This is a genomic window from Rhizobium sp. Root708, from assembly GCF_001429725.1.
Taxonomy (GTDB): domain Bacteria; phylum Pseudomonadota; class Alphaproteobacteria; order Rhizobiales; family Rhizobiaceae; genus Rhizobium.
Map to the genome: position 1 here is coordinate 119,741 of NZ_LMHV01000023.1, position 22,715 is coordinate 142,455.

23 protein-coding genes are annotated in these 22,715 nt (G+C 60.5%); 15 read left to right on the plus strand and 8 right to left on the minus strand.

Translation table 11 applies throughout. From position 1 onward, the window contains the following. Positions 1-17: 17 nt before the first annotated feature. Positions 18-2,000 carry an ABC transporter ATP-binding protein/permease gene (locus ASE04_RS15025; protein ID WP_056818557.1) on the minus strand — a complete coding sequence of 661 codons (1,983 nt, stop codon included), beginning with the start codon at positions 1,998-2,000 and terminating at the stop codon, positions 18-20. Positions 2,001-2,244: 244 nt separating this feature from the next. Between ASE04_RS15025 and ASE04_RS15030 the strand changes: the two genes are divergently transcribed. The 5 genes from ASE04_RS15030 to ASE04_RS15050 are packed head-to-tail and all read left to right on the plus strand — an operon-like array spanning position 2,245 to position 7,287. Beyond that, entirely contained in the window at positions 2,245-3,081 is an 837-nt protein-coding gene (locus ASE04_RS15030) for a metallophosphoesterase family protein (protein WP_056818559.1), read from the plus strand. Continuing rightward, on the plus strand, positions 3,078-4,241 hold the full coding sequence (locus tag ASE04_RS15035) for an ABC transporter ATP-binding protein (RefSeq protein ID WP_056818561.1): 1,164 nt from the start codon (positions 3,078-3,080) through the stop codon (positions 4,239-4,241). Before ASE04_RS15030 ends, ASE04_RS15035 begins: the two co-directional genes overlap by 4 nt. Continuing rightward, positions 4,234-5,160 carry a carbohydrate ABC transporter permease gene (locus ASE04_RS15040; RefSeq protein WP_056818563.1) on the plus strand — a complete coding sequence of 309 codons (927 nt, stop codon included), beginning with the start codon at positions 4,234-4,236 and terminating at the stop codon, positions 5,158-5,160. The genes ASE04_RS15035 and ASE04_RS15040 overlap by 8 nt, the downstream gene beginning before the upstream one ends. Continuing rightward, the gene (locus ASE04_RS15045) at positions 5,157-5,996 is read left to right on the plus strand and encodes a carbohydrate ABC transporter permease (protein WP_056818566.1); all 840 of its coding nucleotides are present in this window, start codon (positions 5,157-5,159) and stop codon (positions 5,994-5,996) included. The genes ASE04_RS15040 and ASE04_RS15045 overlap by 4 nt, the downstream gene beginning before the upstream one ends. Before the next feature lie 25 nt (positions 5,997-6,021). After that, positions 6,022-7,287 carry an ABC transporter substrate-binding protein gene (locus ASE04_RS15050; protein ID WP_056818569.1) on the plus strand — a complete coding sequence of 422 codons (1,266 nt, stop codon included), beginning with the start codon at positions 6,022-6,024 and terminating at the stop codon, positions 7,285-7,287. 6 nt (positions 7,288-7,293) lie between these two features. Here ASE04_RS15050 and ASE04_RS15055 read toward each other — a convergent pair whose 3' ends face one another. The 6 genes from ASE04_RS15055 to ASE04_RS15080 all read right to left on the minus strand — a co-directional run bounded on the left by ASE04_RS15055 (position 7,294) and on the right by ASE04_RS15080 (position 12,478). Continuing rightward, positions 7,294-8,325 carry a substrate-binding domain-containing protein gene (locus tag ASE04_RS15055; RefSeq protein ID WP_056818571.1) on the minus strand — a complete coding sequence of 344 codons (1,032 nt, stop codon included), beginning with the start codon at positions 8,323-8,325 and terminating at the stop codon, positions 7,294-7,296. A 103-nt stretch (positions 8,326-8,428) separates the two neighbouring features. After that, a complete protein-coding gene (locus ASE04_RS15060; protein WP_056818573.1) occupies positions 8,429-8,731 on the minus strand; it encodes a hypothetical protein in 303 nt (100 codons plus the stop codon). Between the two features lie 229 nt (positions 8,732-8,960). Then, positions 8,961-9,539, minus strand: a complete 579-nt coding sequence (locus ASE04_RS15065) for a flavin reductase family protein (protein WP_056819108.1) — start codon at positions 9,537-9,539, stop codon at positions 8,961-8,963. 114 nt (positions 9,540-9,653) lie between these two features. Then, entirely contained in the window at positions 9,654-10,070 is a 417-nt protein-coding gene (locus ASE04_RS15070) for an ACT domain-containing protein (protein WP_056818575.1), read from the minus strand. A gap of 120 nt (positions 10,071-10,190) precedes the next feature. Further along, a complete protein-coding gene (locus ASE04_RS15075; protein WP_156408802.1) occupies positions 10,191-11,417 on the minus strand; it encodes an MFS transporter in 1,227 nt (408 codons plus the stop codon). Positions 11,418-11,569: 152 nt separating this feature from the next. Continuing rightward, the gene (locus ASE04_RS15080; RefSeq protein ID WP_056818579.1) at positions 11,570-12,478 is read right to left on the minus strand and encodes a DMT family transporter; all 909 of its coding nucleotides are present in this window, start codon (positions 12,476-12,478) and stop codon (positions 11,570-11,572) included. Positions 12,479-12,711: 233 nt separating this feature from the next. On the opposite strand from ASE04_RS15080, the gene ASE04_RS15085 reads away from it, so the two are divergent. From ASE04_RS15085 to ASE04_RS15110, 6 genes are read left to right on the plus strand one after another with little or no spacing between them, the layout of a single operon-like run. Beyond that, entirely contained in the window at positions 12,712-13,971 is a 1,260-nt protein-coding gene (locus tag ASE04_RS15085) for an ABC transporter substrate-binding protein (protein WP_056818580.1), read from the plus strand. 57 nt (positions 13,972-14,028) lie between these two features. Beyond that, complete coding sequence (locus ASE04_RS15090; protein WP_056818582.1) at positions 14,029-14,898, plus strand: carbohydrate ABC transporter permease; 870 nt, start codon at positions 14,029-14,031, stop codon at positions 14,896-14,898. Continuing rightward, complete coding sequence (locus ASE04_RS15095; RefSeq protein WP_056818584.1) at positions 14,888-15,697, plus strand: carbohydrate ABC transporter permease; 810 nt, start codon at positions 14,888-14,890, stop codon at positions 15,695-15,697. Before ASE04_RS15090 ends, ASE04_RS15095 begins: the two co-directional genes overlap by 11 nt. Before the next feature lie 24 nt (positions 15,698-15,721). Further along, the gene (locus tag ASE04_RS15100) at positions 15,722-16,468 is read left to right on the plus strand and encodes a glycerophosphodiester phosphodiesterase family protein (RefSeq protein WP_056819110.1); all 747 of its coding nucleotides are present in this window, start codon (positions 15,722-15,724) and stop codon (positions 16,466-16,468) included. After that, entirely contained in the window at positions 16,465-17,532 is a 1,068-nt protein-coding gene (locus ASE04_RS15105) for an ABC transporter ATP-binding protein (RefSeq protein ID WP_056818586.1), read from the plus strand. The genes ASE04_RS15100 and ASE04_RS15105 overlap by 4 nt, the downstream gene beginning before the upstream one ends. 24 nt (positions 17,533-17,556) lie before the next feature. Beyond that, positions 17,557-18,444 (plus strand): MurR/RpiR family transcriptional regulator, encoded by an 888-nt coding sequence (locus tag ASE04_RS15110; RefSeq protein WP_056818588.1) that lies wholly within the window; start codon positions 17,557-17,559, stop codon positions 18,442-18,444. Between the two features lie 22 nt (positions 18,445-18,466). On the opposite strand, the gene ASE04_RS15115 is transcribed toward ASE04_RS15110, so the two are convergent. Next, positions 18,467-18,892, minus strand: coding sequence for an Lrp/AsnC family transcriptional regulator (locus ASE04_RS15115; RefSeq protein WP_056818590.1), 426 nt, complete (start codon positions 18,890-18,892; stop codon positions 18,467-18,469). A gap of 128 nt (positions 18,893-19,020) precedes the next feature. Here ASE04_RS15115 and ASE04_RS15120 point away from each other — a divergent pair, with 128 nt between their 5' ends. Genes ASE04_RS15120 through ASE04_RS15135 form a run of 4 tightly spaced genes read left to right on the plus strand, consistent with a single transcriptional unit; the run spans position 19,021 to position 22,702 of the window. Next, positions 19,021-20,064 (plus strand): ornithine cyclodeaminase, encoded by a 1,044-nt coding sequence (locus ASE04_RS15120; protein ID WP_056818592.1) that lies wholly within the window; start codon positions 19,021-19,023, stop codon positions 20,062-20,064. Positions 20,065-20,067: 3 nt separating this feature from the next. Continuing rightward, on the plus strand, positions 20,068-21,030 hold the full coding sequence (gene ctlX / locus ASE04_RS15125; RefSeq protein WP_056818596.1) for a citrulline utilization hydrolase CtlX: 963 nt from the start codon (positions 20,068-20,070) through the stop codon (positions 21,028-21,030). A 40-nt stretch (positions 21,031-21,070) separates the two neighbouring features. Next, positions 21,071-21,874 carry a dimethylarginine dimethylaminohydrolase family protein gene (locus ASE04_RS15130; protein WP_056818599.1) on the plus strand — a complete coding sequence of 268 codons (804 nt, stop codon included), beginning with the start codon at positions 21,071-21,073 and terminating at the stop codon, positions 21,872-21,874. Positions 21,875-21,904: 30 nt separating this feature from the next. Continuing rightward, positions 21,905-22,702 carry a transporter substrate-binding domain-containing protein gene (locus ASE04_RS15135; protein ID WP_056818601.1) on the plus strand — a complete coding sequence of 266 codons (798 nt, stop codon included), beginning with the start codon at positions 21,905-21,907 and terminating at the stop codon, positions 22,700-22,702. The last annotated feature ends 13 nt before the right edge of the window (positions 22,703-22,715 follow it).

A 22,715-nucleotide genomic window follows, 5' to 3' on the forward strand; every position in this document is an offset into this window, starting at 1 on the left:
CAGCAACGTCAGTTCAGTCAATTCACCGGCGAACGCGATCCGTTACCTTTCGGAAGAGGCTTTTCGACAAGCCGCAGGAGCAAGTTCCGTTTTCTCTTGTGCGGAACCAGATCAACGTCGCTGACAAGCCTCGCGCCGCCTTCACGCCGCTCCAAGGTGACTTTACGGCTGTGGAAGGCTTCCAGCTCGGCTCGGTGTGCTACGCTGATGATGGTGACCTTCGGCAATTCGCGGATCACCATCTGCATCATCCTGTCCTGGCTTTTCTCGTCCAGCGCCGATGTCGCCTCATCCAGCACGATGATATCGGGATTGTGGAGCAGGAGACGCGCGAATGCGAGCCGTTGCTTCTCGCCCCCGGACAATGTCTGGTCCCAGGGCGCATCCTCCTCGATCTTGTCGGCCAGGTAATTGAGCCCAACCTTGTCGAGTGCTTCCTTGATCTTTTCCGACGCCCATCTATCCGCAGCCCCGGGATAGGCGACCGCACGCCGAAGGGTTCCTGAAGGGATATAGGGTCGTTGCGGAAGCATGAACAATTGCCGGTCGGCGTGAAAATTGACGCTGCCGCCACCCCAGGGCCAGAGGCCCGCGATGGCACGCACCAACGTGCTCTTGCCGGTGCCGGATTCACCGGCCACCAACACGCGCTCGCCGGGTTCGATCTCGACCTGGGTTTCCTTGACCACGGCGGTGCCATCGTCGAGCGACACCGAGAGATCATTGAGACTGAGTACCACGTCGCTTTCGGTTTCGCCGCGTCTGATGCGCCCCAAGGCATCGCTCTTTTCTGAGCGCTCGAGGCCGTCAAGCGACATCATGAGCGAAGCAATACGCCTGGCGCAGGCATTCCAATCGGCAAGGCGTGGATAGTTGTCGACCAGCCACCCGAACGCACCCTGAACGATGGCGAAAGCCGAGGCTGCCTGCATGACCTGCCCAAGCGTCATGCTGCCTTCGAGAAACTTCGGCGCACAGAGAAGAACAGGGACCACAGGCGCAAACAGGCTCGATCCTTGCGAGACAAGCGTTGTGCGCATGTGCTGGCGTGCGAGCAGCGCCCATTGCTTGATTACGTTACCGAAGGTCTTTTCGAGATCGTTTCGTTCCTCCTCCTCACCGCCGAGAAGGGCGATACTTTCGCCGTTCTCACGCACGTGCGTCAGGGTGTATCGAAATTCCGCCTCGATCTGATTTTTGACCTCGGACACCTGGACGAAATGCCGGCCGATCACCGCCATCGAGCTGGAGGTGATGCCGGCGTAGATGACCGCGGTAATGACAAGGAAGCCGGGAATGGTGACAGTGGAACCTGCAATCGTCAGGTGCAGGGCGCCGCCGATGGTCCAGAGTACGATGATGAAGGTCGAAGCCGACAGAAATGCAACGATAACACCGGCGACGAAATCGACAGGCGCCTCGGTCGCTATCCGCAGGTCCTCGGCGATGCGTGCCTCTGGGTTCTTGTGGTCGCCGCCAATGAGGTTCAGCTGGTAGTATCGGCCGTTTGCCAGCCAGCGGGCGATAACTGCTGTGGTAAGCCAGGAACGCCAGCGGCGCTGGATTGCCATCCGCAGCGCGACCTGCGTGGTGACCAACGCGATACTGCCAAGCACGAGCGGCAGGAAGACAGCACTGAGATAATACACCGTATCCGCATTGCGCTGCTCAAGAGCGTCGAAAATCGCTCGATTCCAGACATTGATCCCATACTGGAAGCCGACATTGATGCAGATCAGTGCGAGCAGCGCGATCGTGCATGGCCAGGCCAGCTTGTCTCCGTGACGGGTCCAATATCCCCGTGCACTGATCCAGAAGCGCGTCAGCAGATACTTCTTCCGCGCCTGCTCAGCTTCTTCGGGCGTCCATTGAGGATCAGGCTCGATACCCTCTGGGGGCGGCTCTGCTTCGGCCGTCGATGGCTTGTCTCGGCGCAAGCTCTCGGCGTCGCCGGGCTTGGCACCCTTGACCGATTTCGGACCCAATTCAGTGTCGATCATAACACGACAACGGCTCAAAAATGGAAAGGTTTCACGTCGCATCGGCTGGAAACGACATACGGGACTTCGGTCCCATGAGCGGTAACCAGCTCCCGCCGCCGGCCATGTGACGATCCGATGACACAATTGGAAGAGCGGTGGAAACGGTTGTTACCGGCCTGACATTCGGGGGCACTAAAGAGGCGGCAGCTTAAAGCGCTGCGCCGGTTTTCCGGCGGGGCGCATCGAACTGGAGAGCCCCGCCGTGAAGATTGTTCAGATCACCGATACCCATTTCAGCCCGTCAAAGCCGCATTTCAACGGCAACTGGCAGCCTCTGAAGGAATGGCTTGAGAAGAGCGGTGCGGACCTGATCGTGCATACTGGCGATCTCTCCGTCGATGGTGCCGACAAGGAAGAAGATCTGCGCTTCTGCATGGATCTGATGCGGCAGGTTTCCATTCCCATGCTGCTCGTGCCCGGCAATCATGACGTCGGACATCTTCCGGGCTCCCTGCAACCGGTCGATCAAGTCCGGCTAGGGCGCTGGCGCAGCGTGGTCGGGGCGGACTATTGGGCCGAGGATATCGCCGACTGGCGGCTGATCGGCATCGACAGCCTGCTCCTCGGCTTCGAGGACGCCGAAGAAGAAGCGCAGTTCGAATGGCTGGAAAAGACGCTCGCCGAGCGCTCCGGCCGGCGCGTCGCGATGTTCGCCCACAAGCCGCTTTTCGTCGACGCGCCCGATGAGGGCGACACCGGCTACTGGAGCGTTCGTCCCGCACAGCGCCGAAGGCTCTTCGATCTGATCGCAGCCAACGACGTTGCGCTGTTCGCCAGTGGCCACCTGCATTGGGCATGGGCTGGACGGCACCTCGACACCTCGCTCGTCTGGGGGCCGTCCGCCGCCTTCATCCTCGGCGGCATGGAACGCGACATGCCGGGCGAGAAGCTTATCGGTGCTGTCGTTCACGAGCTCGATCAGCGCGTGACCAGCCAGATCGTCGCTATTCCCGGCATGGTGGCACATGTGCTCGATGACATCGTTGCCGAGGTCTATCCGCACGAGGCTCACAAGGTGCAGAAGGAGCCGGCGCAATGAGCGCGCTCTCCCTCAAGGGCATTTCGAAATCCTACGGTGCCAACGCCATTCTCAAGGGCATCAGCCTGGATGTTCAGCCGGGCGAGTTCATCGCACTCGTCGGCCCTTCCGGCTGCGGAAAGAGCACGCTCCTTCGGATTCTCGCCGGCCTCGACCATGCTGATAACGGCGAGATCAGCATCGACGGCCGCGAAATGTCGGGCGTCGTGGCGGCAGACCGCAACATCGCCATGGTCTTCCAGTCCTACGCGCTCTATCCCCACCTGACGGCGGGCCAGAACATCGCCGTGCCGCTCGCGATGCGCCGGCTTAGCCGGACACAGCGGTTTCCGTTCGTCGGACCGCTCATGCCCGGCCACCGCGCGATCCGTTCCGGCATCGCACGCGATGTGCAGGAAACGGCGAAGGCGCTGAAGATCGATCATCTGCTCGATCGCAAACCGGCGCAGATGTCGGGCGGCCAGCGCCAGCGTGTCGCATTGGCCCGTGCAATGGTGCGTCATCCGAGCGTCTTCCTGATGGACGAGCCACTCTCCAACCTCGATGCCAATCTGCGCGTTCATGCCCGCGGCGAGATCGTAGAGCTTCACCGCCGCGCCGGCGTGCCGACCGTTTACGTCACGCATGACCAGGCCGAAGCGCTTTCGATGGCCGACCGTGTCGCGGTCATGATCGGCGGAGAATTGCTGCAACTTGCAGCACCGCAGACGATCTACGACGATCCCACCCATGTCGAAGTTGCTCGTTTCGTCGGCCAGCCGCGCATCAACCTGCTACCGGCCCGCGTCGAGAACGGCACGGTCGCTTTCGGTGATATCAGGCTGGCGCTCGATGACAGAGGCTTCGCCGGCTCCGAAGTGACGCTCGGGATTCGTCCGGAATTTGTGCAGCTCGCCGGCGATCGGCAGGGAGCTCTGTCATCGCGGATCGAACGAACGGAGTTTCTCGGCTCGGAAGTCCTGCTCTTTTGCCGCCTGGACGCAATCGGGGAAGCAATCGTTGCCAAGCTCGCACCGGCCGAAGCCGCAGGTCTTTCCACCGGCATGCAGATCGCCCTTTCGCTCGTCTCGGACAAGGCACTGGTCTTCGCCGAAGATGGTCGACGACTGCGTACATTGCCGTTGATGGCCGATGCCTCGCGGGAGAAAGCCCATGGCTAGCATCGCCATCAGTCACGCGGCATCGGTTTCGGCCGCTGTCCAGCACGAACGCAGCGAGGCGCGCACTGCATGGTTGCTCGCGGCGCCGGCAATCGTGCTCCTTGTCCTGTTCGTGCTGCTTCCCGTCGTTGCCGTGCTGATCCTCGGCTTTACGGATTTCGAACTCGGCGTCGGCAACATCCGCTTCGTCGGCTTCGAAAACTATGCCCATCTCTTCAGCGATCGCATCTTCCGCAAGGCGCTCTGGAACACGACGCTCTACACTGCGATCGTCGCGCCTGTTTCGATCCTGCTCGGCCTTGGCGTGGCGATGCTGATCGAAAGCGAAGGCTGGGGGAAGAGCTTCTTCCGTACCGCCTATTTCCTGCCGGTCGTTTCCCTGATCGTCGCGATGGCAACGGTCTGGCAGTATCTGTTTCATCCGACCATCGGTCCGATCAACGCGTTGGCCGGCCTCGTCGGCCTTCCCAAGCTTAACTGGCTCGGCAGCTCATCCACCGCGCTCTACAGCCTTGCCATCATCGGCATCTGGCAGTCGATCGGCTTCAACATGGTGCTGTTTCTTGCCGGACTGACCGCGATCCCGCGGGAGCTCTATGCCGCAGGCGAAATCGACGGCGCGAAATCGCCGCTGGACCGCTTCCGGCTCGTAACCTGGCCGATGCTCGGGCCGACGACGCTTTTCGTCGTCATCATCAGCATCACCAATGCCGTGAAGACCTTCGAGACCGTGAAGACATTGACGGATGGCGGCCCGAACCATGCCTCCGAGGTGCTGCTCTTCACCATCTACCAGGAAGGCTTCGTGTACATGAAGGTCGGCTATGCCTCCGCCATGACCATGGTCTTTCTCGCCATTCTCGTCGTGCTGATGTTCCTTCAGTACCGTATCCTCGACCGGCGGGTGCACTACACATGAGAACACAGTCTCGCCCGACGCCCGGTCGCGTGTTGCGCCTGGCGCTCCTGATCCTCGGCGCCATCGTCTTTTTGGCCCCCTACATCTTCATGATATCCACGGCCGGTAAGGCGCAGGACGATATCTTTACCGCTGCCCTGTCGCTGATCCCGCAGCAGTTCCGTTACCTGGAGAATTTCAGCAAGGCGCTCGAGAAGGTTGATATGGGCCGGCTCTTGTGGAACGGCGTGCTCGTCTGCGCGCTGATCTTCTTCTTTCAGGTGGTCGTCGCCATTCCGTGTGCCTACGCCATGGCCAAGCTGCGTTTCCGCGCCGCGCGCACCATGATGGCGCTCGTCATGCTGGGGCTTCTTGTGCCGATCCACGCCACGGCGCTGCCGCTCTATGTCGGCTTCGAAAAGCTCTCGCTGCTCAACAGCTATACCGCGTTGGTCGCGCCGTTCACGATTTCGGTTTTCGCGATCTTCCTGTTCCTGCAGTTCTTCCGCGCCATGCCTGACGATCTCATCAATGCCGCGCGGCTCGATGGCATGTCGGAACTCGGCATCATCTCCCGCGTGATCGTGCCGAACGCATGGCCGGCGGTCACCGCATTCGCGATCTTCTCGGTCGTCGCGCACTGGAACGATCTCTATTGGCCGCTGATCGTGATCAGCAAGCCGCAATTCGCCACGCCGCCGCTTGGTCTCATGAACTTCCGCGCCGCGGAAGCCGGTGACGACTACGGGGCGCTGATGGCGGCCACCATCATCATCACCATCCCTCTCGTCGCAGCCTACCTGTTCGCCCAGAAGCGCTTCGTCGAAGGCATAACCATGACCGGTCTCAAAGGCTGACCGGTCGAACCCAGGAGAACCAGCGATGAAGCATTTCACCAAGTTCCTCGCAGCGGCTACGCTGTCGATGGCTGCGGCCCTGCCAGCCTATGCCGAAACAACGCTGACCGTGCACTATCCCATGCCAGGTTTCTTCAAGGACGTGATGGACACGGTCTCGAAGAAGTTCATGGAAGAAAACCCGGACATCAAGATCCAGTTCGCCGCCCCGTCCGCGACCTATGAGGATGGCATCCAGCTCATCCTGCGCCAGGCCGGCACCTCGGAAATGCCCGACCTCACCTTCATCGGCCTGAACCGCCTTCGCATGCTCGACGCGCGCAATGTCGCTGTCGACCTGACGCCGATTGTCCAGAAAGAGGGCAACATGGCCGAGCAGGGTTTCTCCGACACCATTCTCAAGCTCGCCCAGGTCAACGGCAAGCAGGTCGGACTCGCTTTCGCGACCTCGAACCCGATCATGTACTACAACGCCGATCTGGTGAAGGCTGCCGGTGGCGACCCTGATACCCCGCCGAGGACCTGGGACGAAGTCATCGCGCTCGGTGGCAAGATCAAGGCCCTCGGCAATGGCGTCGACGGTATCGATTTCCGCTGGCAGGGCGACGACTGGATGTTCTCGGCGCTGCTCTTCGGCGCCGGCGGATCGATGCTGAGCCCCGACGAACAGAAGGTGGCCTTCAACGGTCCCGAAGGCCAGAAGGCCGTCGACCTGATCGCCCGCATGGTCAAGGAAGGTGGAATGCCGGTGTTCACGAAGCCGGCAGGCGAGCAGGCTTTTGCCGCCGGCAAGGTTGGGTTCGAGTTCCAGACGACTGGCGCGCTCGTCAACACGATCAAGAATGTCGGCAAGAAGTTCGACCTGCGCACCGCGAAGATCCCGTTGATCGATCCTGAAAAGGGCCACCTGCCGACGGGGGGCAACGCCGTCGTCATCCTGACCCATGACACCGCAAAGCAGGAAGCCGCCTGGAAGTTCGCGAAGTTCGCCGCCGGTCCTTACGGCGCTTCGGTCGTCGTGCCTGGCACCGGCTACGTCCCGAACAACGAGCTCGCCGCCAAGTCGGCCGAATATCTCGGTGACTTCTACAAGAAGAACCCGCTTTTCCAGGCCGGCCTCAGCCAGATGCCGCGGATGATTCCGTGGTATGCCTTCCCGGGATCGAATGGCGTCAAGGTTACCCAGACCATCGTCGACAACCTGTCCCGCATCGTCGACGGCTCGGCCGAACCGAAGGAAGCGCTTGACGACGCAGCGGCCGATGTCGAAGGCATGCTGCCGCGCAGCTAAGACGCATCACGCATGATACCGGGGACCGCCGCGCCAGAGGGTTGCGGCGGTTTCGCTTTGCTCAAGGGTTCGCACGGTGCCTCCTTCACGCAGGGCATAGGAGAGCTCGAGATGCCGGCGCGGCGCATTGTTTTCGGCGATATCGAGCAGGAGCGACGCTGCCGTCGTCCCCATGATGGCGTCCGGCATCTCGATGGTCGTCAGCGGTGGATCGATGAGCTTGCCGATCGCGATGCCGTCGAACCCCGCGACAGAGACATCGCCTGGAACGGAAAGCCCCTCGCGCCGTACCGCGCCGATGACGCTAAGCGCGATCAGATCGTTCGAGCCGATGATCGCAGTTGGTCGATGGGCCTGCAGGGCGCGACCGAGATCCAGCTGGTCGTAGCCGCTGACGAAGGACGTCTCGATCGCAGCGAGCGGCCCTACCCCCGCCTCCTCCATCGCCTTCCGATATCCGTGATATCGCAATAGCGCCCGATCAGAGGCGGCGAAGTTGCCGGAGACATAGAGAATTCTTCTATGCCCTTTCGACAGCAGGAATTCGGTCAGCCGGTGCCCTGCCCTGTAGTTGTTGACGGTCACCGCCGCGGGAAAGCGCTCGCTTGGTGAACTGCCGAGAAGCACGGTCGGTGGCAGGTCGCGCTCGGCCGCAAGACTGGTGCCGCCGTCGCAGACCGTGAGGATGAGACCGGTCGGTCGCTCGCCCAGCAAACTGGTGACAGCATGCGCTTCCTGGTCTGGGTCATAGTTCGACTGGGCAATCAGAACACTATGGCCGGCGGCCAACATGCGGTTCTGTATGCCTGAAAGAGAAGAAGCGAAGACCGGATTGGTAACGCTCGGCACCAGGACACCGATAACGGGGCGTCGGGTATTGCGCGTGAAGGGAGCGCCGAACCCATAACCGATCTCCGCTGCCGCCCGCCGCACCCGAAGCGCGGTCGCCTGGCTGACCGGCCCGCTCAAATTCAGGACCCGGCTCGCGGTCGCTGACGAGCACCCTGCCCGCAACGCAACCTGTCTTAGAGTTGCCATCGATCGTCGCCCTCTTCTCGGAAGATAAGTTGGGGCGGATCAATACACACGGCTTGTCATGGAACGATGACGGCATTCGAGAAGAACGACGCAGCGGACGCTTTCAATGCCTCGTTGGGGGTATCCCCTCAGACTGTGAGATGTCATTCAACGTCGCCAGTAGCTTCTGGAAACCGCGCAGTATGTTCTGGAGTTCCTCTTCCTCCATGGCAACGATCTCCGGCAGCCTTGCAGAAACGGATGCGATCAGCCGATCGATCCATATGCATTTTTCCGCGGGCACATCCCGGAGCGTCACGTCCCTGTAGGTTTCCAACTGCTGCAAGATGCGGGTTATCAGACAGCGTCTGTCTTCCACCGTCAGGCTGCGTGCACGTGCGATTTCGAATTCGCGAGCTGCAGTCATGGCGTCCTCCCTGTTGTCCGAAATAGCTAGCAGAATTTGGCAGTTCCGGCCACGGACTTAGGTCCCACTTCAAATAGTGTAGGGCAACGGGATCATTGGAGTATGCCCAGCGAGGCGGAGCCCGGTGAGGAGAAGTTGCCGTTGCTGCCAGGACCAATCGTCGAGTTGGCGCCTTTTGCTACCTAGGATTGACGACGGATGCCGAACACGACAAATCGGAACCACGCGCTCACCGGGTCTTGGCGTTCACCGCTTCGCCGATTGCATAGAAATGCCCGCCGGCAACATGATGGATGCTACGCCATTTCTGCTCTGCGGTTTCGAAATGCCACCGCCCGCCGTGGAAAACCCGGTCGTCGGCCCATGCTGTGGTGACCTCGGCAACGAAGAGGTCATATTCTTGCTGGACGTGAGGTTCGTTGATCACCTTGCAGGCGAGCCAGGCGGAGCATCCCTCGACGAAGAGCATATTCTGACCGGGCATTTCAAACAAAGGCACTTTGGCGTGGGTCAGTTTATCCGGCTCCGCGCGGAGACTGAGCGTGCCGACATCATTGGTCAAACCGACCTGTTCGAACGTCGGCACCTGAACGACGAAGGCGCCGCTGGCTTCGATAAGGCTGCGGGTGTGAGCTATCTTGTCGAGCACGACAGTCAGCTTCGGCGGATCGAAATCCAGACCGCAGCACCATGCGACCGCCATCACGTTGTCGACGCCCTGGTGACGAGCCGACACCAGCACCGTCGGACCGTGATTGACGAGGCGGCCAGCCTTTGAGAGTTCGACCGGCTTGATGTGGCTGTTCATGTCCTGGTGGTTCCGTTCGATTGCGCGCGTGCCGAACGGTTTGCCTCGCCACGGCATTGTGGTCAACGCGGAAAGACGATGCAGCAGCCATCTAATGCCGGTGTCAGGGAGGTGTCATCGCGTGGCGGCAGCGTCTTGGGCAAGCGCGCGGAGTGTCGCGATTGCCCGCTCCGCATCCTTGGCTGGCACGAAGATATGGTCATGGTAATAGCCAGCGATCACGTTGGCGCTGATGCCCTGGGCAGCAAGCGCCCCGGCCATCGCAGCCGTCAGGCCAACAGCCTCCAAGGACGAATGCACCGTCATGGAGATACATCGGCAGGGAGAACTGAGCGGCCAGCCTGTCTTCGCGCCGACGTCGGTCGGTAGTATAACGGTCAGCCCCTCCGCCTCTGCGAAGACGCCGAGAGGTTTAAGTAGGATGCAGGCTTCCATTGAATCTGGCGGCGCTGCCGCAAAGACGAACTCGCCTTGAAGAAGCTTCGGTTCCAGGGTCGCAAGCAGAGTTTGCAGGTCCGTCACGCCAGACATGATACCTACCTCGTGAAAGGACGGTGTCGCCCTCTCTGATCGGAGCCGCAACCATCGAACAGATAACAGTCTCGATGGATGAAATCCACGCTTGTAGGGCGGTCGGCCAAGGATGATACCCTATTCGCCCGTCAAAGTTTTGACCCGGACAAGATCCGGGAAAAGCCTGATCCAGAGAAGCACGACAATGATCGTGCCCAGTCCCCCGACGACACCCGTCATGACAGGCCCGAGAAGTGCCGCGAGCATGCCGGACTCGAATTCACCCAACTGGTTCGAGGTGCCGATGAACAGCGAATTGACGGCATTGACGCGGCCGCGCATGTCGTCCGGCGTCAGCAGTTGCACGAGCGAACTGCGAACGACGACGCTGATCGTGTCCGACGCGCCGACAACGAAAAGAGCCCCGATCGACAGCGCGATATTCTGCGACAGCGCGAAGACGATGGTCGCGACGCCGAATATGGCAACGGCCAGGAACATCTTACGGCCGGCGCCTGTCTTCAGGGGATGGCGTGCGAGATAGATCGACATGACGACCGCGCCGATTGCCGGGCTCGCGCGGAGAAGACCAAGCCCCCACGGCCCCGCATGCAGGATGTCGCGGGCAAACATGGGCAGCAGGGCCGTCGCTCCACCGAGGAGCACGGCAAAGAGATCGAGTGAAATCGTGCCGAGGATGACGGGCTTGCTTCGGATGAAAGACACGCCTGCGAAGACCGATTGCAGGGTGACCGGCTGACGAACCGGCGCCAACCGCTCCATTTTGATCGATATGACGTTGATGCTCGCGATCAGGAATAGTCCGAAGGAAAGCGCGAAGGGTGCAACCGCGTCGATGCCATAGAGAAGACCACCGAGCGATGGTCCGATGACCAGGGCGGTTTGCATCATCGATGTCGTGGTCGCAATCGATTTCTGCAGCAGGTTCGCGGGGACTACCGTCGGAAGCAGCGCCGCCATTGTCGGCCGCTCGAAGGCCTGGGCTGTGCCCAGAATTGCGACGGCGATGAGAATGCCGGTCGCGCTCAGCATATTCTGCCAGGCAGCAAGCGCCAGTACCAGCGCGGTTACACCTTCCACCACCTGACAGACGAGGCCGATACGGCGTCTATCGAGGCGATCGGCAACCTGGCCGACCACGAAGGTCAATATGACCATCGGCAGGAACTGGCAGAATCCGACCAGACCGAGTGCAAAGGCGCTTCCCGTCTGATCGTAGATCATCCAGCCCATCGCCACGGCCATCGATTGAAAAGCGAGCGAGGACAGGACGCGCGATGCAGCGAAATTGAGGTATCCGGGATGACGCAGGACACTTTCCTGGTCGGTATGAACGCTATGCATGGGGGCTTTCATCGGCCCGAGGCTGGGCCTGCGTATGGGAATTAACTCGCGTCTAGACCAAACGCGCGGCTCAACAAAGGGTCGATCCCGCATTTGCCGTCGCCTGCCTGGCGAAAGCCCGCCGCCTCACGCGATCGTGAAAAGCTTGGGCCTCAGGGCATCATGCCTGACCGGCTGGCGGGGTTGTTCTTGGAGTGCGCGCGCGGTTCTCGCCACATCGTGAACAATCCGGCGCTCACGACGATGGCTGCTCCAAGCAGCATGTTCCAGCTCAGCGTTTCATTGAAGAACAGCACGGCGATGACCGCGCCGACGACGAGCTGCAGGTAGGTGAGCGGCTGGACATCGGACGCTTGCAGGGTGTCGTAGGCGCGGATGAGGCAATAGTGGCTGACAGCGCCGCAGAGACCCAGCGCTCCAACGACCAGCCAATCCGACGGCGCGATCGGAGACCAATGGAATGGACCAATCAGCGAGATGGCGACGGCGCCGCCAACGGCCGTATAGAAAAGGCTCGTGACGGCTTGATCATGCCGGCTGACGGCCCGTGTCGCGACGCTATAGGTGGCGAACATGAATGAACATGTCAGCGGTAGCAGCAGAAAGATGCTGAATTGGCTGCCTGCCGGATTGATGATCAGCAGCACGCCGAACAAGCCTGCTAGGACGGCGAGCCATCGACGCCAACCAACATGTTCGCCGAGAAACGGGATCGAAAGTACCGTGACGATCAGGGGTGACGCCTGGAAGATCGCCTGCGTGATGGCAAGCCCCGTGTGGGCAAGGCCGTAAACGAACATCGCGATTTCCGCGACCAGCAGCACACCCCGCGCGATCTGGAGAACCGGCCGCTTCGTTGCCACCACCGCGCGAATGCCCCCGGGGCGTCGCGACGCGAGCAGGATAACGAATGCCGCGAAAACCCAGTATCGGATCATCGTGATGAAGATCGGTGAATAGCGCTCGCCGAGATATTTCGAGAAACTGTCCTGGATCGCGAAGATGAACACCGCCAGCAGCGTGAACGCATACCCGCTGGCTTTTTTGCTGTCCTTGAAGATCGACGTTCCTCCGGCATGGCAGACGCCAAGCCTGCACAGACAAGCAACTAGGCCACCCGATCCCCTCTCTCAAGGTCAGAAGTCTCCGATCCGGTACCCTGGAGGGATTCTAATCACCGGCCCCTCGGCGCCCATTGTCATCAAAGCTTCACGTCCCATTCAAAAAACTGTCTCAGCCTCGGCCTATTTGCATGACGAACGTTGTGCAATTTCTTTTGCAGAGGAGAATTTTGATGCCATCAAGATTGCAAACCATCATCGCCACAAGCGCTGTCGCGCTGTTCTCGGTCGTCGGCTCGGCTCAAGCGCAGACCACGGTCAAGTTCTGGCACAGCTTTAGCAAGGCGAACGGCAAGGCGCTCGAGCAAATTATCGGCAATTTCGAGGCCGCCAATCCGGAGATTCACGTCGAGGCCGAATTCATCGGAAACTACAACGACATCGTCACCAAACTGCAGGCAGCTATCCCTGCGCGCCGCGCGCCCGATGCCGTCATCATGGAGGTCACCCGTTACGGACTGTTCGCCGATCGCGGCGTTCTCATCGACCTGACACCCTACTTCGATGCCGATCCCCTGAAGGCCGACCTTTACGACTATGCGCGTGAGGTCGGTGTCTACAAGGGCAAAAACTACATCGTGCCGTTCAATTCCTCGACGCCCGTGCTCTACTACAACAAGGATATCCTTGCGCGCGCCGGCTACACGAGCGAGCCTTCGCTAAAGACTTTTGACGACATTCTCGCCGTTTCGAAGACGATCACCGAGAAGCTAGGATCGGAAGGCATCAGTGGCATCGCGGCGCCTGGGCAGTTTGCGCGCTGGGGCCTCGTGATGTCGAACGACAGCGAACTCCTCGATGCAAAGACCGACGAGGTGCTGCTCGACAAGCCGAACACCATCGAGGCTTACCAGTGGATGGCTTCGCTGGTGCATGAACAAAAGGTCGCTTCGCCCGATGGCGTCACCGACGAAGATGTCGGTCGCGATGCCTTCTATGCAGGCAAGGTCGGCATTTCCTTGAACTCGACGGGTGATTACGGCGGCGCAAGGAAGGCGCTCGGCGACAAGCTCGCGGTTCGGGCGATGCCGTGCAACAAGACCTGCTCGGTTCCCATCGGCGGCGCCGGCATCGGCATCCTGTCGACATCCTCGAAAGACGTTCAGGACGCCGCTTACAAGTTCATCAGCTACGCCGCCTCGCCGGAAGCGAATGCGATCTGGTTTGCCGCGACCGGCTACCTGCCGATCAACAAGAAGAGCGCCGCCCTGCCGGTTGCCGTCGATGCGCTGGCCACGCAGCCCGGCATCGATGTCGCCATCAAGCAGCTCGAGTTTGCCCATGGCCGCGCTCGTCCGCCCGTCGTCACCTGGATGCGCACCACCGAATACAAGATGTGGGAAGCCATGGCGCTCGGCCAGCGCGGTGTTGAGGAAACGATAAAAGACTTCGCCGCGCAGACCCGCGACGAAGCCAAACGCGCCAGCAACTGAGTTCCAACGGCAGGACGGTGTGCCCGTTTGGGCATGCCGTCCTCATAGATCGATCCCATGCTTCGTATCCTTACACCCTACATGCTTGTCGCACCGCTGATCGCCTTCATCGCGGTGTTTACCTACGTTCCGATCTTCGAAAGCGTGAACCTCAGCTTTCGACATTGGGATTTCCTGTCCTCGGACATGCCATTCGTCGGGCTGGAGAATTACCGGCTGCTATTGACGTCCCGCGACTTCTGGAACGCGCTGACCGTCACGGCGATCTTTGCACTCATTTCCGTACCGCTGAGGCTCGGTCTGGCAGTTGTGATCGCCACCTATCTGGTTAGAGAAACGCTGCCATCCCGCCTGCTTCGAGGTGCACTGTTTCTCCCCTCGGTGACATCAGCGGTATCGATCGCCGTCGTGTTCTCATGGGTGTTCTCCACCGACTACGGGATGGTCAACTCGGTTCTAACATGGTTGGGCTTCGGAAAAGTCGCCTGGCTACAGGTCCCACAGCTGGCCCTCTGCGTCCTGATCTTCGTCAATACCTGGAAGCAGCTCGGCTACGATATCGTGATCTATATCGCCGGACTGCAGGCCGTGCCGCAGGAACTCTACGACGCTGCTGCCGTCGATGGCGGCAAGCGCTTCCATGTCTTCCGGCGCATCACCATACCGCTCGTGATGCCAACGACCTACTTCCTGCTGGTCATCTCGGTGATCGAGGCCTTTCAGGTCTTCACCATCGTCAACATCATCACGCATGGCGGCCCGGCAGGCGCAACGGACATGCTCGTAAACCTGCTCTATCGCGTCGGCTTCGAGCTTTTCGATATCGGCAGAGGCTCGGCGCTCGCCGTTCTGCTGTTCATTTTCCTGATCGTGTTGGCGCTGATCAAATCCCGCATCATCGGTCGCAGGGTGCATTATGAAGCATAACAATCCTTTCCTGACAGGTCTGGCGCTGGCTGCCGGTCTCCTGTTCCTGTTGCCGGTCCTCTATTCGATCTGGATGTCTTTCCAGACGGCGCATGCCTATTACGCCGGTGGCGTGGAGTTCACGGCAGGCAATTATCTGCGGGCGGTCGCCGAGTACAATTTCGCGCGGTACCTGCTGAACAGCATTATCGTATCGGGGATAGTCACCCTGCTCGGCATCACGATTGCAACCATGGCCGCCTTCGCCTTCGCGCGCTTCCAGTTTCGCGGCGGCAATCTCCTGTTCGGCGCAACGGTGGCAACACTGATGATCCCGAGCCACATCAGCCTGATCCCGAACTATCTGACGCTTGCCAAGGCCGGCCTTCTCGACAGCTACGCCGGCCTCATACTGCCATCCGTCTCGAACGGATTCGCCGCGTTCTTCCTGCGCCAGTACATCAAGGGTATTCCGAAAGCGCTGGACGAGGCCGCCTACATGGACGGGGCGACACCGTTGCAGGTGCTCTGGCGGGTCATCGTTCCAATTGCGAAACCCGCGATCTTCTCGATGGGGCTCTATATCTTCATTACCGAATGGAACAACTACATCTGGCCGCTCGTCGCTGTCGGCAAGGAAGATCTCTACACCCTGCAGATCGGGCTCGCGCGCCTCTATCGCATCAACCCCGGCGAAGGGCTGATCGACTGGCCGCTGGTCATGGCCGCATCCACCCTTACCATTCTACCGGTCCTTCTCGGATTTCTGCTTGTCGAACGTCACCTCGTGCGCGGCATCACCATGGGCGCGGTCAAGTAATCAATGAACAAGGACAAGCATACGATGACACGCATCGCATCTCACCGCGGCGGAACGCTCGAGTTCGGCGACAGCACCCCTCAAGGCTTCCGGGCAACGGCACTGATGCCGCTGGAGGAGCTGGAGTTCGATCTGCATCCCACATCCGATGGCGCGATCATGGTCCATCACGACGCGACGCTCGATCGCACCACGGACCGCAGCGGCGAAATCTGCAAGCTGACCGAGGCCGAAGTCCGCGCCGCCACCATCAACTACGGCGCCGGTGGGCATCCGATTTCGCTGGACGAATTGTGCGCGATCTATGCCGGCAGCAAGGTCGATTTTCGCTGTGAAATCAAACCCGACGCCGAGGGGCGGCCCTATGCGGACTTCGTGCCTCGCGTCGTGGAGCACCTAGCGAACAACGGGATGTTGGAGCGAACAGTCTTCTCCTCCTTCCAAGTCGCGACCTTGGACGCGCTTGCCTCGGCAACGGATCGCCCACGGCTATGGCTTGTGAGCCCGCCGGTTCTGCGCCAAGTCGGGGATAAGGCAGTCGTCCGCCTCGCCCAGAGCCACGCGATACCCGAGATCGGGGTCCACGTTGACACCGCCGATGTCGAACTGGCGCGGATGGTCAATGATGTCGGCATCGATTTCGGTTGCTGGGGCGCCCACAACGCCGCCCAGATCAAAAGTGCGCTGTCGTTGAACGCTAAGGTCTTCACCACCGATCGTCCGAGCCTCGCTATCGCAATCCGCGATCTTCGTCAGGAGACCGCACAATGAGCGGCATCAGACTGCGGGACGTCAGGAAGTCCTATCCCGGCGGAGCGGAAATTCTGCACGGCGTGTCGATGGATATCAGGCACGGCGAATTCATCGTCATTGTCGGCCCGTCGGGATGCGGAAAATCAACGCTCCTGCGTTTGATCGCCGGGCTTGAACGCTGCGAGCAGGGCGACATCGAAATCGCCGGTCGGCGGGCAAACGACCTTGCTCCCCAGGACCGAGATATCGCGATGATCTTCCAGAACTACGCGCTTTATCCTCATATGACGGTCCGCGAGAACATTGCCTTCGGCCTCGAGCTGCGTGGCATGCCGAAAAGAGAACGTAACGCCCGCGCCGAAACTGTCGCCCAAACCCTTCAGCTCTTGCCCTACCTCGATCGAAAACCGGGCGCACTGTCGGGCGGCCAGCGCCAGCGCGTTGCGATGGGACGCGCTATGGCGCGCAACAGCTCGATTTTCCTGATGGATGAGCCGCTGTCAAATCTCGACAACTCGCTGCGCGTCGCGATGCGCACCGAGATCAAGGAACTGCATCGCCAGCTTGGGGCGACCATCGTCTATGTGACACACGACCAGACCGAAGCTTTGTCCCTCGCCGACAGGATCGCCGTCATGAAAGACGGAAACCTCCTGCAATTTGATACGCCCTACACGATCTACGATCGCCCCCACAATCGCTTCGTCGCAAGCTTTCTGGGCGTTCCCGCCATGAACTTCCTTCCCGTCGAAAAGTTGCCCGGCTGGCAGGGAAGACGGGACCTGACAGCGGGCCTGCGTCCGGAGAGCATGACGGTCCACGTCGGAGAACCGGCCGGACCGGCCATACCGGTCAAACTCGCATTGTCAGAAATGACCGGTTCGGACATCATCCTCCACTGCGACAGCCCGGCCGGACGTTTGACGCTCACCAGTCAACGCAGCAATGTTCCGCGCAACACCGATGCATTCTGGGTGACATGCGATCTTGAGCGTGCGGTCTTTTTCGACAGCGAGAGTGGAAACAGGGTCGATCTGGGTGCTCAGGACGTTGGCGCATCCATGCGCGTCGCCGGACGCTGATACCGGGAGCAGGCAAGGGAAGACATGACCACGCAGGACCACATGCCCAAACTCCTCGGCGATCTCATTGCTCGCAACTCGACCAAGCTGACGGAGGCTGATACCCGGCTCCTCGATGTCCTGATACGAGATCCGATCCGGGCGGCTATGGAGAACGGCAAGGATGTCTCTTCCCGTGCCGGCGTCCACCCCGCCTCGGCGGTCCGCCTCGCTCGTCGGCTTGGTTTCAAGGGCTATCCGGAGTTCAGGGGATTTCTCCAGGCGAACCTTATGGAGGGCGGCGGGGATTTTGAGAACCCGGCGGCGCGCATGGCCGCGCGCCTTGTTCGCGCCGAGGAAGGGTCGTTGCTTGCTTCCGTGCTCGACAGTGAAATCGCAGCCCTGCAGCAGGTACGTAACGCCGTGTCCGACGCCGAGATTCGCGTATTTTCCGAAGCATTGCGGGATTGCCGGCGGGTATTGATCTTCGGGCGCGGGCATTCGGCCGCGCTGTCCTCGCTCATATCCCTGCGGCTCAATCGCTCCGGCTACGAGGCGATCGATCTCGGCAACCAGATGCACCAACTGCCCGAACTGCTGGCCACCTTGAGGCAGGACGACGTCGTTTGGCTGCTGGCCTTCAGACGGGTATCCCCGCTCATTCAAGAAATCCGCAAGGTCGCGGCGGAGAAGGATGCGAAGGTCCTAGCGCTCACCGATCTTCGCAGCGCCCGGATCGACCCTGCCCCGCACCATCGGATCTCCGTATCGCGCGGCGGGGCTGGCGAGTCGCAATCGCTCGTCGTTCCGATGACGATCGCCAATACGATCATCCTGGACCTCGCGGCAATCGACGATGGCCGCTCCCTGCGATCGCTCGGTGCCTTCAAGGCCTTCAGAGGGGACGGCGGATTGTCTCAGGTCCTCCTCTAGGCCCGGAACCTGTCGGTGACGGCTAGACGCTGCTCAGCAATATGCTCGTCTCGCTGTTGAGGACCCCTTCCACGGTGCGAACTTCCCTGAGCACGCGATCGAAATCATGCAGGCTGTTTGCCCGGATTTCCGCGACGAGATCCCATGAGCCGTTGGTGGTATGCAGTGCATAGAGTTCCGGCAGGCCGCGCAGGAATTTGATGACCTTGGTGGTCGAGCGGCCCTGCACCTCGATCATCATGATCGCCCGTATCGAACCGTCCTCGTAATCCTGACGAACCCGGATCGTAAATCCGAGCGCGGCACCCGACTGCAGGAGCCGGTCGAGCCTTGCCTGGATCGTGCCGCGAGAGACACCCAGAATGGTCGCGAGCTTCGAAAGCGGCGCCCGTCCGTCTTCGCGCAGAATGGAAATCAGCTGGTGATCGAGATCGTCGAAAATGTGCATGGCAATTTGTACAGCTTCACCTAGCATTTTGCCAGATTTTTTGTTCAACTTTCCGCGATTTTCGAATTTTAACTCGCGCTATGTGTACCTACGCTGCTCCCTAACAAATGTCCTGAGGAGCTGTAAGCGTGGTTCAATACGTAGGCGTCAGCAATGTCGTTGAGTTGGTCCGATCCGTCGGCATCGAGGCATTCCTGCTTGGTCTCGCAGACTATATCGAAGCGGATTTTCGGCGCTGGGAACAGTTCGAGAAAACTCCTCGCCTTGCCAGTCATTCCCAGATGGGTGTGATCGAGCTGATGCCGACCTCCGATGGTCAGCATTACGGCTTCAAGTATGTCAACGGCCATCCCAAAAACCCGAGCGCCGGCCTCCAGACCGTGACCGCTTTCGGTGTGCTATCCGATGTGAGCACGGGCTATCCCTGCCTGGTATCGGAAATGACGCTGATGACGGGCCTTCGCACCGCAGCGACCTCGGCACTGGCCGCGAAATATCTCGCCCGCAAGAACTCCCGCACGATGGCGATCATCGGCCTCGGCGCCCAGTCGGAGTTTCAGGCGCTGGCGTTTCGCGCTCTTCTGGGCATCAAGAGCCTGCGCGTCTACGATATCGACGCCGATGCCGTGTCGAAGTTCCTGAGCAACATTGGCGATAAGGACTTCGACGTCCTCGTTGCTACAACAGCCGAAGAGGCTGTCGCCGGTGCTGACATCATCACCACTGTCACGGCCGACAAGCGCAATGCGACCATCCTCTCGGACAACATGGTCGGCGGCGGCGTGCACATCAACGCTGTCGGCGGCGACTGCCCCGGTAAGACCGAGCTGCAGGGCGATATCCTGCGGCGTGCCGATGTCTTCGTGGAATTCCCGGAACAGACCCGCATCGAGGGCGAAATCCAGCAGATGGCACCGGACTTCCCGGTTACGGAGCTTTGGCAGGTCATGACCGGCGCAGCGAGCGGTCGTCGCTCCGACGAGCAGATCACGATCTTCGATTCCGTGGGATTTGCGACCGAGGACTTCTCCGCGCTGCGCTACCTCCGCGATATCGTGCAGGGAACGGCCTTCTACACGGATCTCGATCTCACTACCCAGCCTGAGGATCCACGGAACCTCTACGGCTTGTTTCGCCAGCCCGAGACCGTCCTGCAGCGGAGCGTTGCCTGAGCCATGAAGAGACTTTCCGTACAGGCTCCGAAATCCGTCGTGATGATCCGGCCCCATCATTTCACGCCGAATCCGATGACCGCCAACGACAACTCGTTTCAGTCCAGCGACGAAAAGCGGGCGGCAGCAGCGATCGCATCCGCCGCGTTCGGTGAAGTGACACGGATGGCCGAGGGCCTGGCTGCGGCCGGAGTGACTGTCCATGTGTTCGAGGATGAGACGGTTGCCACACCCGACTCCGTCTTTCCGAACAACTGGTTTTCCACGCACTCCGGCGGCCATGTGGCCATCTACCCGATGTACTCCGCCAGCCGTCAGTCCGAACGTCGCTCGGACGTGATCGAAATGCTGAAGACCGACTATCGCGTCCAGGACGTGATCGACTATTCGGGTCTCGAGAAGGACCATGTCTATCTCGAGGGCACAGGCGCCATGGTACTCGACCATATCGGCCGGGTTGCCTATGCGGTCCGCTCCAACCGCACCAACGAGGTCGCTCTCGAGCGCTTCTGCACGCACTTCAATTTCGAGCCGATGGTGTTCGACGCCGTCGACCGCCACGGCAAGTCGATCTACCACACTAACGTGCTGATGTGCATCGGGACTGACTTCGCTCTCCTTGGATCCGGGATGATCAAGGATGAGAACCGCCGACGCGAAATCGTCGCCCGCCTCGAAGAAACCGGCCGCAAGGTCACCGAGCTTTCGATCGAGCAGATCGAGAACTTCGCCGGGAACGCGATCGAACTCGACGGACGGGATGGCCGACTGGTCGTGCTGTCGGCAAGAGCCCTCGCTGCTCTGGATTCGGCGCAGGTCGAGGCGATAGGGGAGACGACGAAGCTGCTGCCATTCGATGTTTCGACGATCGAACTGGCCGGCGGATCGGTCCGCTGCATGCTCGCTGGCATCCACCTGTCGCGTCGCGAACCGGCAGCCACACAATTGCTTTACGCAGCCGGTTGAGCCGGATAGAGAAGCCCTACGAAAATAAAGGTACTCGGAAATGTCGCAAGCCAGATCAGTTTTTCAGTTCAACTCCATCATCGTGCGCGAGCCGTCGCGGACCGTTGTCAACGGCCTTCGCGCCGACGATCGCGGCAATCCCACCTATGAAGGCGTGAAGTCTGAACATGATGCCTACATCGCCGCCATGCGCGACGCCGGCGTCGAGGTGACGATCCTTCCTGCGCTCGAAGCCTTTCCGGACTCGATCTTCGTAGAAGACCCCGCGCTCGTCTTTACGGAAGGCGCGATCCTGCTTCGTCCGGGTGCCGAAAGCCGCGTCGGCGAAACCGCCGAGATCACTCCGACCCTCCGCGACATGTTCGAGACCGTTCTTGATCTGCCGACCCCTGGCTTTGCGGACGGCGGCGACGTGCTGACCACACCGAAGAGCGTGATGATCGGCCTTTCTGCGCGTACCGACAAGGTCGGTGCCGAGGCTCTCTCCGCCTGCATCGAGAAGCTCGGTCGCAAGGCTGAGATCGTTGCAACGCCTGAAGGCGTTCTGCACTTCAAGACCGATTGCTCGCTGCTCGACGACGAGAGCGTGCTTTCGACGGCACGCCTCGCCCGCTCCGGCGTCTTCAAGGACTTCAAGCAGATCATCATTCCGGAAGGCGAAGAGCCGGCCGCCAACGCACTGCGCGTCAATGACGTCGTCATGGTCGGCTCGGATTTCCCGCGCACGATCGAGATGCTCGACAAGCTCGGCTACAAGGTCGTGCCGATGAAGACAACGCAGATCGGAAAGATTGATGCGGGCCTGTCCTGCATGTCGCTGCGCTGGTACCGCAACGGCCGATAACAACCTCAACAAAAAAACAGGGAGAACAGTATGCACAGCTTCTCAACGAAGATTGTCGCCGGTGTAGCGCTTCTTTTGTCCGCAGGTCTCGCACATGCCGAGGATACGATCCGCCTCGGCATGACGCCCGAGCCCTACATGCCATTCACGCAGGTCAACGCCGCCGGCGAATGGGAAGGCCTTGAAGCCGACCTGTCGCGCGCGGTCTGCGCAAAGCTGCAGTCCAAGTGCGACATCAAGCAGATGGCATGGGATGGTCTCATTCCGTCACTGAACGAGAAGAAGGTCGACTTCATCATCGGCGCCTTCTCGATCACCGATGACCGTCGCAAGGTTGTGGATTTCAGCACGCCCTACTACACCGAAGGCACGTCCTTCGTTGGCGCCAAATCCGACAGCACCAAGATCACCACGGTCGATGCTCCCGATGGTTCGGGCAAAATCGTCGACCCGGCAATCGTTTCCGGCAAGATCGTCGGCGTGCAGACCTCGAGCGTCCAGGCCGCCTATGTCGGCAAATACCTGGCCGGCGCCGAAGCCAAGAGCTATGACACCGCCGACAATTCCGTCGCCGATCTCGTGGCCGGTCGCGTCGACTATGTCCTCATCCCGGATCTCTACATCCAGACCTTCCTGAAGACGGACGCCGGCGCCGACTACGAAGTGAAGCTCGAGGTTCCGAAGAACACCACGCTTGGCGAAGGCGTTGCCTACGCGACCCGCAAGGGTGACGCCGATACCCTCGGCAAGGTCAACGCTGCTCTAGCCGATCTCGAGAAGGACGGCACGCTGCAGAAGATCGTCGATAAGTGGATCTTCGGCAAGTAATCGCGTGACAGCT

Coding starts and splice junctions, on each gene's coding strand:
- ASE04_RS15025 (WP_056818557.1), bottom strand. CDS start 2,000: ATGATCGACACTGAATTGGGTCCGAAATCGGTCAAGGGTGCCAAGCCC.
- ASE04_RS15035 (WP_056818561.1), top strand. CDS start 3,078: ATGAGCGCGCTCTCCCTCAAGGGCATTTCGAAATCCTACGGTGCCAAC.
- ASE04_RS15040 (WP_056818563.1), top strand. CDS start 4,234: ATGGCTAGCATCGCCATCAGTCACGCGGCATCGGTTTCGGCCGCTGTC.
- ASE04_RS15045 (WP_056818566.1), top strand. CDS start 5,157: ATGAGAACACAGTCTCGCCCGACGCCCGGTCGCGTGTTGCGCCTGGCG.
- ASE04_RS15050 (WP_056818569.1), top strand. CDS start 6,022: ATGAAGCATTTCACCAAGTTCCTCGCAGCGGCTACGCTGTCGATGGCT.
- ASE04_RS15055 (WP_056818571.1), bottom strand. CDS start 8,325: ATGGCAACTCTAAGACAGGTTGCGTTGCGGGCAGGGTGCTCGTCAGCG.
- ASE04_RS15060 (WP_056818573.1), bottom strand. CDS start 8,731: ATGACTGCAGCTCGCGAATTCGAAATCGCACGTGCACGCAGCCTGACG.
- ASE04_RS15065 (WP_056819108.1), bottom strand. CDS start 9,539: ATGAACAGCCACATCAAGCCGGTCGAACTCTCAAAGGCTGGCCGCCTC.
- ASE04_RS15070 (WP_056818575.1), bottom strand. CDS start 10,070: ATGTCTGGCGTGACGGACCTGCAAACTCTGCTTGCGACCCTGGAACCG.
- ASE04_RS15075 (WP_156408802.1), bottom strand. CDS start 11,417: ATGCATAGCGTTCATACCGACCAGGAAAGTGTCCTGCGTCATCCCGGA.
- ASE04_RS15085 (WP_056818580.1), top strand. CDS start 12,712: ATGCCATCAAGATTGCAAACCATCATCGCCACAAGCGCTGTCGCGCTG.
- ASE04_RS15090 (WP_056818582.1), top strand. CDS start 14,029: ATGCTTCGTATCCTTACACCCTACATGCTTGTCGCACCGCTGATCGCC.
- ASE04_RS15095 (WP_056818584.1), top strand. CDS start 14,888: ATGAAGCATAACAATCCTTTCCTGACAGGTCTGGCGCTGGCTGCCGGT.
- ASE04_RS15100 (WP_056819110.1), top strand. CDS start 15,722: ATGACACGCATCGCATCTCACCGCGGCGGAACGCTCGAGTTCGGCGAC.
- ASE04_RS15105 (WP_056818586.1), top strand. CDS start 16,465: ATGAGCGGCATCAGACTGCGGGACGTCAGGAAGTCCTATCCCGGCGGA.
- ASE04_RS15110 (WP_056818588.1), top strand. CDS start 17,557: ATGACCACGCAGGACCACATGCCCAAACTCCTCGGCGATCTCATTGCT.
- ASE04_RS15115 (WP_056818590.1), bottom strand. CDS start 18,892: ATGCACATTTTCGACGATCTCGATCACCAGCTGATTTCCATTCTGCGC.
- ctlX (WP_056818596.1), top strand. CDS start 20,068: ATGAAGAGACTTTCCGTACAGGCTCCGAAATCCGTCGTGATGATCCGG.
- ASE04_RS15130 (WP_056818599.1), top strand. CDS start 21,071: ATGTCGCAAGCCAGATCAGTTTTTCAGTTCAACTCCATCATCGTGCGC.
- ASE04_RS15135 (WP_056818601.1), top strand. CDS start 21,905: ATGCACAGCTTCTCAACGAAGATTGTCGCCGGTGTAGCGCTTCTTTTG.